Here is a 12,690-nt window from a genome sequence, read left to right on the forward strand (position 1 = left end):
GACGCCATGCCCGCGTCAGCCCACGCCCAGCACCGACCGCAGGTGCGCATTGAGGAACTTGCCGCCCGGATCGAGCGCCTCGCGCACCGCCAGGAACTCCTTCCAGCGCGGATACAGCGGCGCCAGCAGACGCGCGTTGAGGCTGTGCAGCTTGCCCCAGTGCGGGCGGCCCTCGTACTTCCAGAAGATCGGCTCGACCTGCGCGAACACGTTGTGGTGGTCCATCCGGTAGTACTGGTGCACCGAGATCGCGCAGGTGTCGCGCCCCTGGAACATCGACAGCATCGCGTCGTCGCGGCGGACGTAGCGGTATTCGATGGGGAAGAAGGTGTCGATCTTCTCGTCGCGGATCTTCTTCAGGATCTCGCGCAGGCAGGCCGGGCCGGCCTCGGCGGGCACCTCGTATTCCATCTCGTTGAAGCGCACGTCGCGAACGTTGGCGAACACCTTGTACGAATCGTCGATGACCTCGGGGAAGGACACCGCGTGCTTGACCAGGAAGTTGAGCACGCGCGCGTAGCCGCGCGGCGAGTTGCGCCATTCCAGGTGGACGCGCTGCAGCAGCGCGACCTTGTCCACGTCGCCGCCCGGCTCCTTCGGGATGGTGCGCGGATCGTCGGTTTCGTCCATCGCCATCGCCACCGCCATGTCCGAATGCAGCAGCACGTTCATCTCGAAATGGTCGTGCTCGCGCAGCAGGCGCGGCATGTCTTCCAGCAACTCCTCATAGCGCTGCACCCATTCGCGACGGTGCAGCCGGAACGCCTTGCGATTTTTCATGCGCACGCGAGTGACCACGCCCAGCGCGCCGAGCGAGCAGCGCGCGGCGTCGAAGACGTAGGGATGGCGCTCGGCGTCGCAGTCGATGACGTCGCCGTTGGCGGTGAGCAGGCGCAGGCCGGTCACCTGGTCGGAATACGAGCCGAAGCGCGGGCCGGTGCCGTGGGTCGAGGTCGCGATCGCGCCGCCCAGGGTCTGGTAGTCGATGTCGGCCATGTTCGGCAGCGCCAGGCCCGCCCGCTTCAGCGGCGCGCCCATCTGCGAGATCGGCGTGCCGGCCCACCATTCCGACGTCAGCGCCTGCGCGTCGTGGCCGATCATGCCGTGCAGGTTGGCGAGCGACAGCACCGCGCCGTCGGTGGGCACCAGCGCGCTGAACGAATGCCCGGAACCCACCGGCCGCACGCCGGCAGCCGCCTTGCGCAGCGCGTCGGCGAGTTGCTCCTCGCTGGCCGGCGCGAGCCGCGCCATCGGCAGGCAGGACTGCGCGCCGGACCAGTTGCGCCACGGGATCGGCCGCGCGCCCTTCGCGTGTGCGCCCAGCGCGCCCAGCAGCCCGAGCGCACCGAATCCCTTGAGCAGTTCGCGGCGGGTCGGCTTCATCGTCAGCGCTCCCGGCCGGTACCGGCCATGTAGGCGATCAGCGCGCGATACTGCTCCTCGCCGCAATCGGCGCAGGCGCCAAGCGGCGGCATCGCGTTGAAGCCGTTGATCGTGTGGTCGAGCAGCACGTCCTCGCCCTGGGCGATGCGCGGCGCCCACGCGACGGCGTCTCCCGCCTGCGGCGCGCCGGTAGCCGGCACGGCATGGCAGGTGGCGCAGCTGCGCGCGTAGATGGCCTGCAATTCCGGAGTAAGCGCAGCCGTGGTTGCGGCGGGCGGCGGTGCGGCGGCGGCGGGAGGCTCGCCGCAGCCGGCCAGTAACGTCGGGAGCAACGCGAGGAAGGCGAAAGCGAAGCGTTTCCGGTGTCGTGGCGACGGCGTCATCGGGCGACCTGCGAACATGGCTTGCGCCTACTGGAGCACGTCGGACCACGGCGGGACAGGGACAGATTGCGGCCAAATCCCGCGCGCAAAGCGATCAACGCGGCGGGCGCAGTTCGCCCGGCGCCAGCCCCTGCCAGCGCTTGAAGGCGCGCCGGAACGCGCGCGCGTCGGAAAACCCCAGCTTCGCGCCGGCCTCGGCCACGGTCAGGCCGCCGGCCTCCAGCAGCTCGCGCGCCGCCTGTGCGCGGACCCGGCCGCTGATCGCGCGGAACGAAGTACCCGCCTCGTCCAGCCGCCGCCGCAGCGTGCGCGGGCTGAGGTCGAGCGAACGCGCCAGCTGCGCGATCGACAGCGCCATCCCGCCGGGGCGCGCCAGCAGGCGTTCGATCGCGGCCACGGTGTCCAGCGTTTCCTGCCGCGCGTGCTGTTCGAGCTGCGCGCGGATGTTCGCGGAAACGGCGGGGTCGTGGCGCGGCATCGGCCGGGCCAGCCAGTCCGGCGCGAGTTCGAGCCGGCTGCGCGCGCCGCCGAAGCGCGGCTCGCAGCCGAAAAGCTCGCGGTAGCGCGACGCGTGCGCGGGCGCCGGATAGCCCAGCTCCAACGCATGCAGTACCAGCGGCTCGCCCAGCTCGCGGCGGAACAGGTCCAGCACGCTGGCCAGCAGTTCCTCGACCAGGAACATCGCCAGCCGCGGATCGCGCACGCGCGGCCGCAGCTCCAGCGCCAGGCCGCTGGTGGACGGCGCCAGTTCGATATCGACCAGCGCGCCGCCGGCCGGATAGTGGCGCGCGCCCAGCCGGATCGCTCCGCCCACGTCCGGCGCGGTGACGAAGGCTTCGCCGAGCAGGCCGAACTTCTCCAGCCCCTGGCCCAGCCCGACCTCGATGCCGAGATCGTCGCGGCCACCGAGCTGCAGCGCGCGCCGGATCATCCGCCACGCCTGCCGGCGCGACACCAGCACGCCCGCGCGCAGCGCCGGCAGGTCGAAGCCCAGCCCGGCGCACAGGCGCTCCGGCGCGATCCCCATGCCGACCGCGCGCTCGCACAGCGTGACCAGCAGGTAGGGAATGATCTCGGGCGCGAACTGGCTGGGATCGAGCTTGCTGCGCGACATGGAACCGATGGCCTCCCCGGCGGGCGTTCCGCGCGCGGCGATGGCGGCCTTCGCCGCGCTGCCGCGCGTCAAAAGCATGTAAACTAGCACCTCGTCACGCGGTATCAGGCGTCGCCGGCATCCGGCACCGATTCGACAAGGATCGCGCCCGTACCAAGAGCCGAGGTTTCCACGGCTCGCACCTATGGTGGCCCCGTCGGCCCCTCGCGACGCTAGGTCGAAAACCCCGCCAGGGCCGGAAGGCAGCAACGGTATCGACTGACGCGGGCGCCGAGGTCAGCCGGCGGGGCTACCGCCTTTCCGGAACCTGCATCCCGCGCGATGGCTCGCTTGGGCTCAGCCCGGCGCCTGCACGCAATCCACCACCTGCTGGATCAGATCGTTGACCGCGATCGCAGTGGCATCCTGCTCGTAGGCGCCTGCCGTGGCGACGACAGCCAGGTCGAGTTCCGGGACGATGTACAGGCGCTGGCCACCGTTGCCGAAGCCCGCGAACCAGCGCAGCTCCCGGCCCTGCCAGCGAGCGGTGCCGGACCACCATTGCTGGCCGTAGCGGAAATCGCGCAGGCCGGTGACCATGCGCGCCGACTTCGACGCCTCCACCCATGCCCGCGGCACCAGCTGCCGTCCCTGCCAGTTGCCGCCATCCAGCACCAGCTGGCCGATCTTCAGCAGGTCGCGCGGGCGCAGGCGCAGGCCGTTGAAGGCCATCGGCCGCCCGTGCAGGTCGCGCACCCATTCCCAGTCGCGAATGCCGAGCGGTGCGAACAGGCGGCTGCCCGCATAGGCATCCAACGACATGCCGGCGCCATGCGAGATCAGGTCGGACAGCACCGCGGTGCCGCCGCCGTTGTAGTTGAAGGCCGTACCCGGCACCTGCGCCATCGGGTGTCCGAGGACATAGGCGGGGATGTCGCGCTTCCAGAACAACCGGAATTCGTCGTTGTCGCCGCGCCCGCCTTCCTGCCAGCGCAAGCCGCTGGCCATGTCCAGCAGATGCTGGATGCGGATGCCGCGCACCGGCGGCGCGACGCTGCCCGCCAGCGCCGGATAGGCATCGAGCACGGGCGTTTGCGGTGCCGGCACGCGGCCTTCCTGCAGGGCGATCCCGTACAGCAGGCTGGTCACGCTCTTGCCGATCGAGCGTACGTCGTGCCGTTGCGTGGGCCCGAACGCATGGCGCACGGAAAACAGCGCATACACCGAGCGATCCAGGCCGCCCTGGTACCACTCCGACACCAGCCGGCCATGGCGCGCCACCAGCACCGCATGCACGTCCAGCGGTGCGTCCAGCAATGCGCGCACCTGCCGCTGCAAGGCGGCATCGTCGATGCCGACACTGGCCGGCGTCGCCAACCGCCAACCATCGTCCAGCGCCGCCGGAACCGGGCCGATGCGCGGTGGCAACGGCCGCAACAGCGCGAACCATGCCCAAGCCAGCGCAAGCCCGACCGAGATAGCGAACAGCCACCAACGGATCCGCTTGCGGCGCGCCTGCATCATGGGAACTCCTCGTGAACGGGGACGGCGGATCGCGGGTTCAGGGATGCAGCCAGCCGGCATCGCCTTCGGCGCGGCACTCGTGCTTCCAGACCGGCACCCGCGCCTTCACCGCGTCGATGATCCAGCGGCAGGCGGCGGAGGCGGCGTCGCGATCGACATCGCTCAGTAGCCCCGATCCCACGCCACCGCATAGGCAGCGCGCAGGCGGGCGAAGTCGGCATCCACCTGCTCGATGCTGCGCTGTCCGCGCAGCTTGCGCAGCGAACGCAGCAGACGTTGCAGGTTGGCTTCGCGCCAGGCCGTCGCGGGGATGCGCAGGCGCGAGCGGTCGAAGTCGATCATCCAGCCCTGCCCCTGCGCGTCGAACAGGATGTTGTGGGCGTTGAGGTCGGCGTGGTCCAGGCCGGCGCGATGGAACCTGGCGATCAGCTGGCCGGCCGCTTCCCACGGCGCCGCACCGGCGTCGGCCAGCGACGCCAGCGAATGCACGTCGCGCAGGCGCTGCATCAGGATCGCCGCGCGGTAGTGCAGACCCTCGCGGCGATACCAGGCCGCGAACGGCAGCGGCACCGGCAGCTTCTTCGCGCGCAGCACGCGCATCAGGCGGAACTCGGCGAAGCTGCGCACCCGGTTGATGCCGCGCCACAGGTGGCGGTCGCGACTGAAGCTGGCCGCCAGGCCGCCGCGCAGGTACTGCCGCAGCACCGCCTCGCCCTGCCCGAAATCGATGAACCAGGCGCCGCCGCGCCCGCCGTCGGACACCTGCTGCGCGGCCATGCCCCAATGTTCCGGGTCGAACCATTGCGGCTCGGGTTGCCGCAGCTGCGTGCGGTCGAACAGAATCGCGCCGTAGCCGCGCGCGTCGCGGAACGGCGTCAGATGCTCGTTGGCGTCGAAACCCGTCATTCCGTCGAGTGTAACAACCGCGTGCAAAAAGCCCATGCCCCGCAATCGATCTGCCTGCTGCGCCTGTCCGCGCTGGGCGACGTCACCCACGTGCTGCCGCTGGTGCACACCCTGCGAACCGGGCTGCCCGGCGTCGAGCTGACCTGGATCATCGGCAAGGGCGAGCGCCGCCTGCTGGACGGTCTGCCCGGCGTGCGCTTCGTCGAATACGACAAGAAGACCGGGCTGGCCGGCATGCGCGCTTTGCGCCGCGAACTCGGCCAGCGCTTCGATGCGCTGCTGCAACTGCAAGTCTCCGCGCGCGCCAACCTGCTCTCGGCCTTCGTGCCGGCGCGGCGGCGGATCGGCTACGACCGCTCGCGCAGCAAGGAAGGCCACGGCCTGTTCGTCAACGAACGCATCCCCGACCGCCCCGGCATCCACGTGCTGGACGCGATCGGCAGCTTCTGCGAACCGCTGGGGCTGGTGCGCGACGAGATCGTCTGGGACCTGCCGGTGCCGGACGAAGCCCACGCCTGGGCGCGAGCGCAATGGGACGACGACGGCCGCCGCACGCTGATGATCTCGCCCTGCTCCAGCCACGCCCTGCGCAACTGGCGCGCCGAGCGCTACGCCGCGCTGGCCGACCACGCCATCGCGCAAGGCTGGCGGATCGTGCTGTGCGGCGGGCGCAGCGAACTGGAGCGCAGCACCGGCGACGCCATCCTTGCCGCGATGGCCGCGCGCGAGGGCGTGCTCGACCTGATCGGCAAGGACACGCTCAAGCAACTGCCCGCCCTGCTCGCCCGCGCCGATCTGCTGGTGACGCCCGACTCCGGCCCGATGCACATCGCCAACGCGATGGGCACCAAGGTGCTGGGCCTGCACGCCGCCACCAACCCGAATCGCAGCGGGCCGTATTCGGATCGCCGCTATTGCGTGGATCGCTATGACGATGCCGCGCGCAAATACCGCGGCAAGCCAGCGTCGGCACTGAAATGGGGCACGAAGATCGAGGCCGAGGGGGTGATGGATCTGATCGCGGTCGAGGATGCGGTGGCGGCGTTCGAACGCTACGTCAGCGAAGCTCGATAACGCCACACGCGCCGCGAACTCAATTGTCGTTGAGGCCGTCCAGTGCGCGGGTATGCAGGCGGAGCTTCCACGTATTTTCCGCCGCCACGACGTCGGTGGCCTCGGCATCGTGGTTCAGCAATTGCAGGATGCTGAACTCGAACCGATCCGGGTTCAGTTCGCGCAGCAGTTTGTTGCCGCCATGACCGCTGGCCGCGTAGTTCAACCAGCGCCCGAGTAGGTTGTCCTGCCCGTAAGCGGAGCCGACGTAGCCCTTCCCGCTGGCTTTGTCGCGGATGTAGGAAATGCCGCACCATTGCTGCAACGCCGCCTGCCAACTCATGGGCAGCGCGCGCAATTGCTTCCAATCCAGCACCAACTCCTGCCAGCGCGGCATCGGTGCCACCAGCAGGCTTTCCGCGGCGATGGCATGGACGGGAAACACGTTGTTCGCCGCCCAGCGCCGCCACGCGCGTTCCAATCCAGGCCAGCCGCAGACAAGACGCCCCGACCACTCCGACATCGCGGCCAACGGTTCGAGGTCGAACAGCAGGCAAGCATCCCGCTCGGCCATGCCCTTCATACCGAACTCGGCCAGTTGCCGATGTTCGGGCATCGCCCAGTAATCGTCGCGGCTGATCCGCACCGACCCGTTCACCCGGTACAGACCCACGAACACGGCCTTGCCTGCCGCATGGCCGAAAAACGAGGCCACATACGCCGCCCGCGCTACCGATGCCTCGACCGGCTTGCCGTGCGTGCTCTGATAGGCGTTGAACAGATCGCGCCGTTCGGCGATCAGCCACGGGAACAGCTTGCGCAACTCCGGCTCGTAAGGCCGGTGCCGCAGCACGACGACGCCTTGCGGATCGATACCTTCCGCTTGCAGCAATGCGTTGAGATCGAACGCCGGCATCGGCGACGGCTTACGCGCCCTGCCCGCTCCCGTAATCCTGGTACGACTTCTCCTCGACGTAGGCCGAACCCAACGCCAGGTTGATGTCCTTCTTCACCCGCGCGCGCACGTCGTTCTCGAAATAGACTGAGCGGGCCAGCCGGACGAACTCGTCGTCGAAGGCCTGCGCCTTTTCCTTCAGGCGGATATCGTCCTCGATCACCCACAGGCGCTCGTTGACCGCCTTCAGCTCGGCGCGCAGGGTGGCGATGTCCTGGCCGGCGGCGGGATGGGCCATCCAGGTCTTTTCCAGCGCGGACAGCTCGTTGCGCACGTTGGACAGCTTGGCCGGGTCGGTCATCCGCTCGGACTTGATCTGGAGGATGGCGATCTTGTCCAGCAGCTCGCCGAACGACACGGGCACCAGGATTTCGGACATGGGACGCGGCCTGCGGAGGGGCGGCCAGTGTACCCGCCTTGCCGACGGGCGGCGGGCCCCGTATCATTTGCGGCCCACTTCCGGAGAGGTGGCAGAGCGGTTGAATGTACCTGACTCGAAATCAGGCGTAGGTTTATAGCCTACCGAGGGTTCGAATCCCTCCCTCTCCGCCAGATACGCACAGCGCCCCCACGGGGGCGTTTTGCGTATCTGGTTAAGCGGTGACGGACGAGCACCCTCGCAGGGTTCGACTGATCGGCAGGAAGGCCGATCAGGACAGCCGCAGGCTGCGCGAAGCGCGAGGGCCAAGGATGGCCCGAGTCCATCCCTCCCGTTTCCTTCCTCGCCGCCCATGCCGAACTTCCGGCACAGGCGCGCTCCCGCGATCTCCACAACCATCGTCCAATGGCAGCGCAGCCCCGCATTGCCGCCACGTCCGGTTCCCGCGCATGATCCCGTTACCCCACATGAACCCCGGACGATTGCCGCCCGCATGATCGAATTCGGACACCTCACCCATGTCGGCCTGCGGCGCGAGCTGAACGAGGACACCTATTACGGCGACAGCGACCTGGGGCTGTGGCTGGTCGCCGACGGCATGGGCGGCCACGAGTACGGCGAGGTCGCCAGCGCGCTGGCGCGCGAGGCCATCGTCCGCGAGGTGCGCGCCGGCAGCACGCTGGCCGAGGCCATCCGCGTGGCCGACGAGGAAATCATCCGCTGCTCCAAGCGCCGCGGCGACAGCCTGCCGATGGGCACCACCGTGGTGGCCGCGCGGGTCAACGGCAACCGCTTCGAGGTCGCCTGGGTCGGCGACAGCCGGGTCTACCTCTGGCGCGACAGCGTCCTGACCCAGATCTCGCACGACCACAGCTACGTGCAGGAACTGATCGCGCAGGGCGCGATCAGCGCCGACCAGGCGCGCAGCCACCCGCACCGCAACGTCGTCACCCAGGCGCTGGGCGTGACCGCGCCGGAGCAGCTGAACGTGGAGACGCTGGCCGGCGAGCTGCGCCCCGGCATGCAGCTGCTGCTGTGCAGCGACGGTCTGACCGAGGAAGTGGACGACCGCCACATCGCCCAGGTGCTGGCGCATCGCGAATGCAGCGCGCAGGAATGCGTGGACGGGCTGGTGGCGGCGGCGCTGGATGGCGGCGGCTCGGACAACGTGACGGTGGTGCTGGTGCGGCGGCATTGATCGCTAGTCATTCCGCGAAAGCGGGCCGCTTCTGACTTTAGTTCTCCGCACCCATCCCGAAAGCAGTAAAGACGCTGGATTCCCGCTTTCGCGGGAATGACGGGACGCCCTAAGCGACGGCTTCCTGCTCCAGCCAAAGGCAGCGTCCCGCCTTCTTCTGCAAGCCGGCCAACCGTGCCGCATGCGCCTCCGCCTCGTCCGCCTCGACGCGCACGCGCGGCCGCAGCGCGGCATCGCCCACCTCCATCATCACCGCCGCGACCACAGACGCCTGCGTGGCGTCCACGCTGCCGAATCCGATCTCGTGCTGGCCCGACGTCAGCGCGAGGTACACATCCATCAGGATCTGGGCGTCGAGCAGCGCGCCGTGCAGCTGGCGCTGCGAATTGTCCACGTCCAGCCGCTTGCACAGCGCATCCAGCGAATTGCGCTGGCCGGGATACCGCTTGCGCGCCATCGCCAGCGTGTCTTCCACCGTGCAGCGGTCCTCGATGCGGCCCGCGCCTTCCAGCCGCGACAGCTCGGCGTTGAGGAAGCCGAGATCGAACGCGGCGTTGTGGATGACCAGCTCGGCGCCTTCGACGAATTCGAGGAACTCCTTGGCGACTTCTGCGAAGCGCGGCTTGTCGGCCAGGAACTCCAGGGTCAGGCCGGTCACTTCCTGCGCGCCCGGCTCGAACTCGCGTTCCGGGTTCAGGTAGCGGTGGAAGGTGCGCCCGGTCGGTCGCCGCTCCAGCAGCTCGACGCAGCCGATTTCGACCACGCGGTTGCCCTTCTGCCATTCCAGGCCGGTGGTTTCGGTATCGAGGATGATCTGCCGCATCAACTTGCCTGTCCTTTGTATTGCAACGCCTGCGCGCGCGCCAGTTGATCCACGCGCTCGTTTTCCGGGTGACCGGCGTGGCCCTTGACCCAGCGCCAGTCCACCGCATGCCGGCCCGCCGCCGCGTGCAGTCGCTCCCACAGGTCGCGGTTCTTGACCGGGTCGCCGCCGGCGGTCTTCCAGCCGCGCCGCAGCCAGCCGGCCATCCATTCGGTGATGCCCTGGCGGACGTACTGCGAGTCGGTGGTCAGCACCACCTCGCAGGGCTCGCGCAGGGTTTCCAGCGCGACGATGGCCGCCATCAGCTCCATCCGGTTGTTTGTGGTCTGTTCCTCGCCGCCGGCCAGTTCGCGTTCGATCCCGCGCCAGCGCAGCAGCGCGGCCCAGCCGCCCGGCCCCGGATTGCCGAGGCAGGCGCCGTCGGTATGGACTTCCACCTGCTTGCGGGTCACGCCGGCGTCCCCGCCGGCAGGGCCAGCGCGCGCGGCTTGCGCAGCGGCGTCAGCGGCAGGCGGCGCTTCTCCGCGCGCAGCAGGAAGGCCGCGCGCAGGCCGACGCCGTCCTGCAGGTGCGCGTCCGGCAGCACCTCCCAGACCGGCCCCAGGCCCCGCGTCAGCGAATCCGGCGCCAGCCCGGCCGCGCGCAGCCGCTTGCGCCAGGTGACCGGCTCGCGCGCGCGCAGGCCGTGGCCACGCCAGCGCAATCGGTAGGGCGAGAGCGGATTCAGTGCCAGCAGCCACAGCCAGCCGCCCGCCACCAGCACCCGCGCGCACTCCTCCAGCAGGGCCGCATGGGCGTCGCCCGCATCGCCCGGATGCTGGACCACGACGACCGCGCAGGATTCGCTGGCCAGCGGCAGCGGCAACCCGCAGCGCAGCTGGCCGAGGAAGGCGGGACCGCCCGCCCAGTGCAGGCGCAGCGGCGTGGGAGCGCCCAGTCCTTCCGGCATCGCCGCCGCGGCCGGGCCCAGCCACAGCGCCGCCTGCCCCGGACGCTGGCGCAGCGCCTCGCCGACGCAGGCGGTCTCGCTGTCCAGCAGCGCCTGTCCCGTGTCGCCGGCGAACCAGGCATCGGCGGCGACGGGATCGGGTTGTGAACGAAAGGCGGACAGCGGCATGATCGGGATTCTGCGGGAAAGCCCGCCCCCCGTCACGGCTGGACAAATGGAGCCGCTGCCGCTTCCGGCGTTCGACGACAACTACATCTGGCTGCTGCGCGACGCCGCCGGCCGCGCGCTGGTGGTCGATCCGGGCGATGCCGCGCCGGTGCTGGCGGCGCTGGGCGACGGTCCGCCGCCGCACGCGATCCTCGTCACCCACCACCATCCCGACCACATCGGCGGCCTGCGCGCGCTGCTGGAGCGCTGGCCAGGCACCCCGGTATACGCGCCGCACGAAGAGCGCATCACCGACGCCAGCCATCGCGTCGGCGACGGCGACGAACTCGCCATCGGCCCCTGGCGCTTCCGCGTGCTGGCCGTGCCCGGCCACACCCGCAGCCACGTCGCCTACGTCGGCGAAGGACTGCTGTTCTGCGGCGACACGCTGTTCAGCCTGGGCTGCGGGCGGATGTTCGAAGGCACGCCGGCGCAGATGCACGCCTCGCTGTCGAAGCTGGCCGCGCTGCCTGGCGACACGCGGGTGTGCTGCGCGCACGAATACACCCAGGCGAACGCGGCGTTCGCGCTGGCGGTCGATCCGGACAACCCGGCGCTGCGGGCGCGGGCGCGCGACATCCATGCCCTGCGCGCGGCGCATCGCCCCACCCTGCCGGCGCGGCTGGATCAGGAACGCGCCTGCAATCCGTTCCTGCGCTGCGACGATCCCGTCGTGCGCGCGGCGGCGCAGCGGCATGCCGGCCGGCTCTTGGCGGACGCCGCCGAGGTATTCGGCGCGCTGCGCGCCTGGAAGGACGGCTTTCGCGGATAAGCGCAAGGGCCTCCCGACGCGGATCAACGCGGAAAGAGCGGATCGAAACTGTCGAATCGGCTCTTATCCGCCCTTTCCGCGTTCATCCGCGTCAAAAAGCTCTTCCAACCCACACGCCTGCAAGGCGCGGACTGGCCGCCGGCAGCGGCGCAAGGCAAACTAGAGCATTCGCTCGGAGCGCCCCGCGCGCAACATCAAGGAGACACCATGGGATTCCTGCAAGGCAAGCGCGCGCTGGTCACCGGCATCGCCAGCCAGCGTTCGATCGCCACCGGCATCGCCGATGCCATGCGCCGCGAAGGCGCGGAGCTGGCGCTGACCTACCAGAACGACAAGCTGAAGTCGCGCGTCGAGGACGCCGCCGCCGAATACGGCAGCAGCATCGTGCTGCCGCTGGACGTGGCCGACGACGCGCAGATCGACGCCTGCTTCGCCGAACTGGGCAAGCACTGGAGCGACGGCTTCGACATCCTCGTCCACTGCATCGCCTTCGCACCGCGCGAGGCGATCGAGGGCGACTTCCTCGACGGCATCACCCGCGAGAACTACCACATCGCCCACGACATCAGCGCCTACTCGCTGGCCGCGCTGGGCAAGGCCGCGCGCCCGCTGATGAAGGGCCGCAACGGCAGCATCCTGACCCTGTCCTACCTCGGCGCGGAGCGCGCGCTGGCGAACTACAACACGATGGGCGTGGCCAAGGCCTCGCTGGAAGCCACCGTGCGCTACATGGCGATGGCGCTGGGCCCGGAAGGCACCCGCGTGAACGCGATCTCGGCCGGCCCGATCCGCACGCTGGCGGCGTCCGGCGTGGCCAACTTCCGCAAGATGCTCAGCCAGTTCGAGGCGGCCGCGCCGCTGCGCCGCGTCGTCACCATCGAGGACGTGGGCAATGCCGCTGCGTTCCTGTGCTCGGACCTCGCCGCCGGCATCACCGGCGAAGTGACCTACGTCGACGCCGGCTACAACATCATGGGCATGAGCGGGATCGACTGAACGCGCCCCACCGCAACGAAAAAACGCCCGGCATTGCCGGGCGTTTTCGTATCCGGGCGATGGCGGCGC

14 protein-coding genes, 1 tRNA gene, 1 other RNA gene and 1 pseudogene are annotated in these 12,690 nt (G+C 69.8%); 6 read left to right on the forward strand and 11 right to left on the reverse strand.

Annotation, left to right across the window (positions count from 1 at the left end; all coding sequences use genetic code 11):
• Positions 1 to 15 precede the first annotated feature (15 nt).
• The 3 genes from H9L17_RS04535 to H9L17_RS04545 all read right to left on the reverse strand — a co-directional run bounded on the left by H9L17_RS04535 (position 16) and on the right by H9L17_RS04545 (position 2,958).
• Entirely contained in the window at positions 16 to 1,383 is a 1,368-nt protein-coding gene (locus H9L17_RS04535) for a D-arabinono-1,4-lactone oxidase (RefSeq protein WP_187571166.1), read from the reverse strand.
• Positions 1,384 to 1,385: 2 nt separating this feature from the next.
• Positions 1,386 to 1,784: a c-type cytochrome gene (locus tag H9L17_RS04540; protein WP_187571167.1), complete on the reverse strand. Its 399-nt coding sequence runs from the start codon at positions 1,782 to 1,784 to the stop codon at positions 1,386 to 1,388.
• Positions 1,785 to 1,860: 76 nt separating this feature from the next.
• Entirely contained in the window at positions 1,861 to 2,958 is a 1,098-nt protein-coding gene (locus H9L17_RS04545; RefSeq protein WP_187571168.1) for an AraC family transcriptional regulator, read from the reverse strand.
• A gap of 115 nt (positions 2,959 to 3,073) precedes the next feature.
• Here H9L17_RS04545 and ffs point away from each other — a divergent pair.
• Positions 3,074 to 3,170, forward strand: an RNA gene (gene ffs, locus H9L17_RS04550) — signal recognition particle sRNA small type.
• A gap of 46 nt (positions 3,171 to 3,216) precedes the next feature.
• On the opposite strand, the gene H9L17_RS04555 is transcribed toward ffs, so the two are convergent.
• The 3 genes and pseudogenes from H9L17_RS04555 to H9L17_RS04565 all read right to left on the reverse strand — a co-directional run bounded on the left by H9L17_RS04555 (position 3,217) and on the right by H9L17_RS04565 (position 5,289).
• Positions 3,217 to 4,383 carry a serine hydrolase domain-containing protein gene (locus H9L17_RS04555; protein WP_187571169.1) on the reverse strand — a complete coding sequence of 389 codons (1,167 nt, stop codon included), beginning with the start codon at positions 4,381 to 4,383 and terminating at the stop codon, positions 3,217 to 3,219.
• A 37-nt stretch (positions 4,384 to 4,420) separates the two neighbouring features.
• Positions 4,421 to 4,537 (reverse strand): annotated as a pseudogene (locus tag H9L17_RS04560) (molybdenum cofactor biosynthesis protein MoaE); the annotation flags it as partial.
• Between the two features lie 8 nt (positions 4,538 to 4,545).
• Complete coding sequence (locus H9L17_RS04565) at positions 4,546 to 5,289, reverse strand: 3-deoxy-D-manno-octulosonic acid kinase (protein WP_187571170.1); 744 nt, start codon at positions 5,287 to 5,289, stop codon at positions 4,546 to 4,548.
• 21 nt (positions 5,290 to 5,310) lie between these two features.
• Here H9L17_RS04565 and H9L17_RS04570 point away from each other — a divergent pair, with 21 nt between their 5' ends.
• Entirely contained in the window at positions 5,311 to 6,363 is a 1,053-nt protein-coding gene (locus H9L17_RS04570; RefSeq protein WP_246455164.1) for a glycosyltransferase family 9 protein, read from the forward strand.
• A gap of 19 nt (positions 6,364 to 6,382) precedes the next feature.
• Here H9L17_RS04570 and H9L17_RS04575 read toward each other — a convergent pair whose 3' ends face one another.
• Both H9L17_RS04575 and H9L17_RS04580 read right to left on the reverse strand, forming a co-directional pair.
• The gene (locus H9L17_RS04575; protein ID WP_187571172.1) at positions 6,383 to 7,258 is read right to left on the reverse strand and encodes a GIY-YIG nuclease family protein; all 876 of its coding nucleotides are present in this window, start codon (positions 7,256 to 7,258) and stop codon (positions 6,383 to 6,385) included.
• Between the two features lie 10 nt (positions 7,259 to 7,268).
• Entirely contained in the window at positions 7,269 to 7,676 is a 408-nt protein-coding gene (locus H9L17_RS04580; protein ID WP_187571173.1) for a DUF6165 family protein, read from the reverse strand.
• Positions 7,677 to 7,758: 82 nt separating this feature from the next.
• Between H9L17_RS04580 and H9L17_RS04585 the strand changes: the two genes are divergently transcribed.
• Both H9L17_RS04585 and H9L17_RS04590 read left to right on the forward strand, forming a co-directional pair.
• Positions 7,759 to 7,849 (forward strand) — tRNA-Ser (locus tag H9L17_RS04585).
• 320 nt (positions 7,850 to 8,169) lie between these two features.
• Positions 8,170 to 8,874 (forward strand): PP2C family protein-serine/threonine phosphatase, encoded by a 705-nt coding sequence (locus H9L17_RS04590; RefSeq protein WP_187571174.1) that lies wholly within the window; start codon positions 8,170 to 8,172, stop codon positions 8,872 to 8,874.
• Between the two features lie 109 nt (positions 8,875 to 8,983).
• Here the strand turns inward: H9L17_RS04590 and dnaQ are convergent, their stop codons facing one another.
• Genes dnaQ through H9L17_RS04605 form a run of 3 tightly spaced genes read right to left on the reverse strand, consistent with a single transcriptional unit; the run spans position 8,984 to position 10,814 of the window.
• Entirely contained in the window at positions 8,984 to 9,697 is a 714-nt protein-coding gene (gene dnaQ, locus H9L17_RS04595) for a DNA polymerase III subunit epsilon (RefSeq protein ID WP_187571175.1), read from the reverse strand.
• A complete protein-coding gene (gene rnhA / locus H9L17_RS04600; protein ID WP_246455165.1) occupies positions 9,697 to 10,149 on the reverse strand; it encodes a ribonuclease HI in 453 nt (150 codons plus the stop codon). The genes dnaQ and rnhA overlap by 1 nt, the downstream gene beginning before the upstream one ends.
• The gene (locus tag H9L17_RS04605) at positions 10,146 to 10,814 is read right to left on the reverse strand and encodes a hypothetical protein (RefSeq protein WP_187571176.1); all 669 of its coding nucleotides are present in this window, start codon (positions 10,812 to 10,814) and stop codon (positions 10,146 to 10,148) included. The genes rnhA and H9L17_RS04605 overlap by 4 nt, the downstream gene beginning before the upstream one ends.
• Positions 10,815 to 10,860: 46 nt before the next feature.
• Here H9L17_RS04605 and gloB point away from each other — a divergent pair, with 46 nt between their 5' ends.
• Positions 10,861 to 11,625, forward strand: coding sequence for a hydroxyacylglutathione hydrolase (gene gloB / locus H9L17_RS04610; protein ID WP_187571177.1), 765 nt, complete (start codon positions 10,861 to 10,863; stop codon positions 11,623 to 11,625).
• 207 nt (positions 11,626 to 11,832) lie between these two features.
• Positions 11,833 to 12,621: an enoyl-ACP reductase FabI gene (locus H9L17_RS04615; protein ID WP_187571178.1), complete on the forward strand. Its 789-nt coding sequence runs from the start codon at positions 11,833 to 11,835 to the stop codon at positions 12,619 to 12,621.
• Positions 12,622 to 12,690: the final 69 nt, after the last annotated feature.

Origin of the sequence: Thermomonas brevis (assembly GCF_014395425.1) — a bacterium.
In the GTDB taxonomy this organism is placed as follows: domain Bacteria; phylum Pseudomonadota; class Gammaproteobacteria; order Xanthomonadales; family Xanthomonadaceae; genus Thermomonas; species Thermomonas brevis.

Bases quoted from the DNA above. Each gene is read 5' to 3' on its own strand.
- H9L17_RS04535 (WP_187571166.1), bottom strand. From the start codon at position 1,383: ATGAAGCCGACCCGCCGCGAACTGCTCAAGGGATTCGGTGCGCTCGGG.
- H9L17_RS04540 (WP_187571167.1), bottom strand. From the start codon at position 1,784: ATGTTCGCAGGTCGCCCGATGACGCCGTCGCCACGACACCGGAAACGC.
- H9L17_RS04545 (WP_187571168.1), bottom strand. From the start codon at position 2,958: ATGCTTTTGACGCGCGGCAGCGCGGCGAAGGCCGCCATCGCCGCGCGC.
- H9L17_RS04555 (WP_187571169.1), bottom strand. From the start codon at position 4,383: ATGATGCAGGCGCGCCGCAAGCGGATCCGTTGGTGGCTGTTCGCTATC.
- H9L17_RS04565 (WP_187571170.1), bottom strand. From the start codon at position 5,289: ATGACGGGTTTCGACGCCAACGAGCATCTGACGCCGTTCCGCGACGCG.
- H9L17_RS04575 (WP_187571172.1), bottom strand. From the start codon at position 7,258: ATGCCGGCGTTCGATCTCAACGCATTGCTGCAAGCGGAAGGTATCGAT.
- H9L17_RS04580 (WP_187571173.1), bottom strand. From the start codon at position 7,676: ATGTCCGAAATCCTGGTGCCCGTGTCGTTCGGCGAGCTGCTGGACAAG.
- H9L17_RS04590 (WP_187571174.1), top strand. From the start codon at position 8,170: ATGATCGAATTCGGACACCTCACCCATGTCGGCCTGCGGCGCGAGCTG.
- dnaQ (WP_187571175.1), bottom strand. From the start codon at position 9,697: ATGCGGCAGATCATCCTCGATACCGAAACCACCGGCCTGGAATGGCAG.
- H9L17_RS04605 (WP_187571176.1), bottom strand. From the start codon at position 10,814: ATGCCGCTGTCCGCCTTTCGTTCACAACCCGATCCCGTCGCCGCCGAT.
- gloB (WP_187571177.1), top strand. From the start codon at position 10,861: ATGGAGCCGCTGCCGCTTCCGGCGTTCGACGACAACTACATCTGGCTG.
- H9L17_RS04615 (WP_187571178.1), top strand. From the start codon at position 11,833: ATGGGATTCCTGCAAGGCAAGCGCGCGCTGGTCACCGGCATCGCCAGC.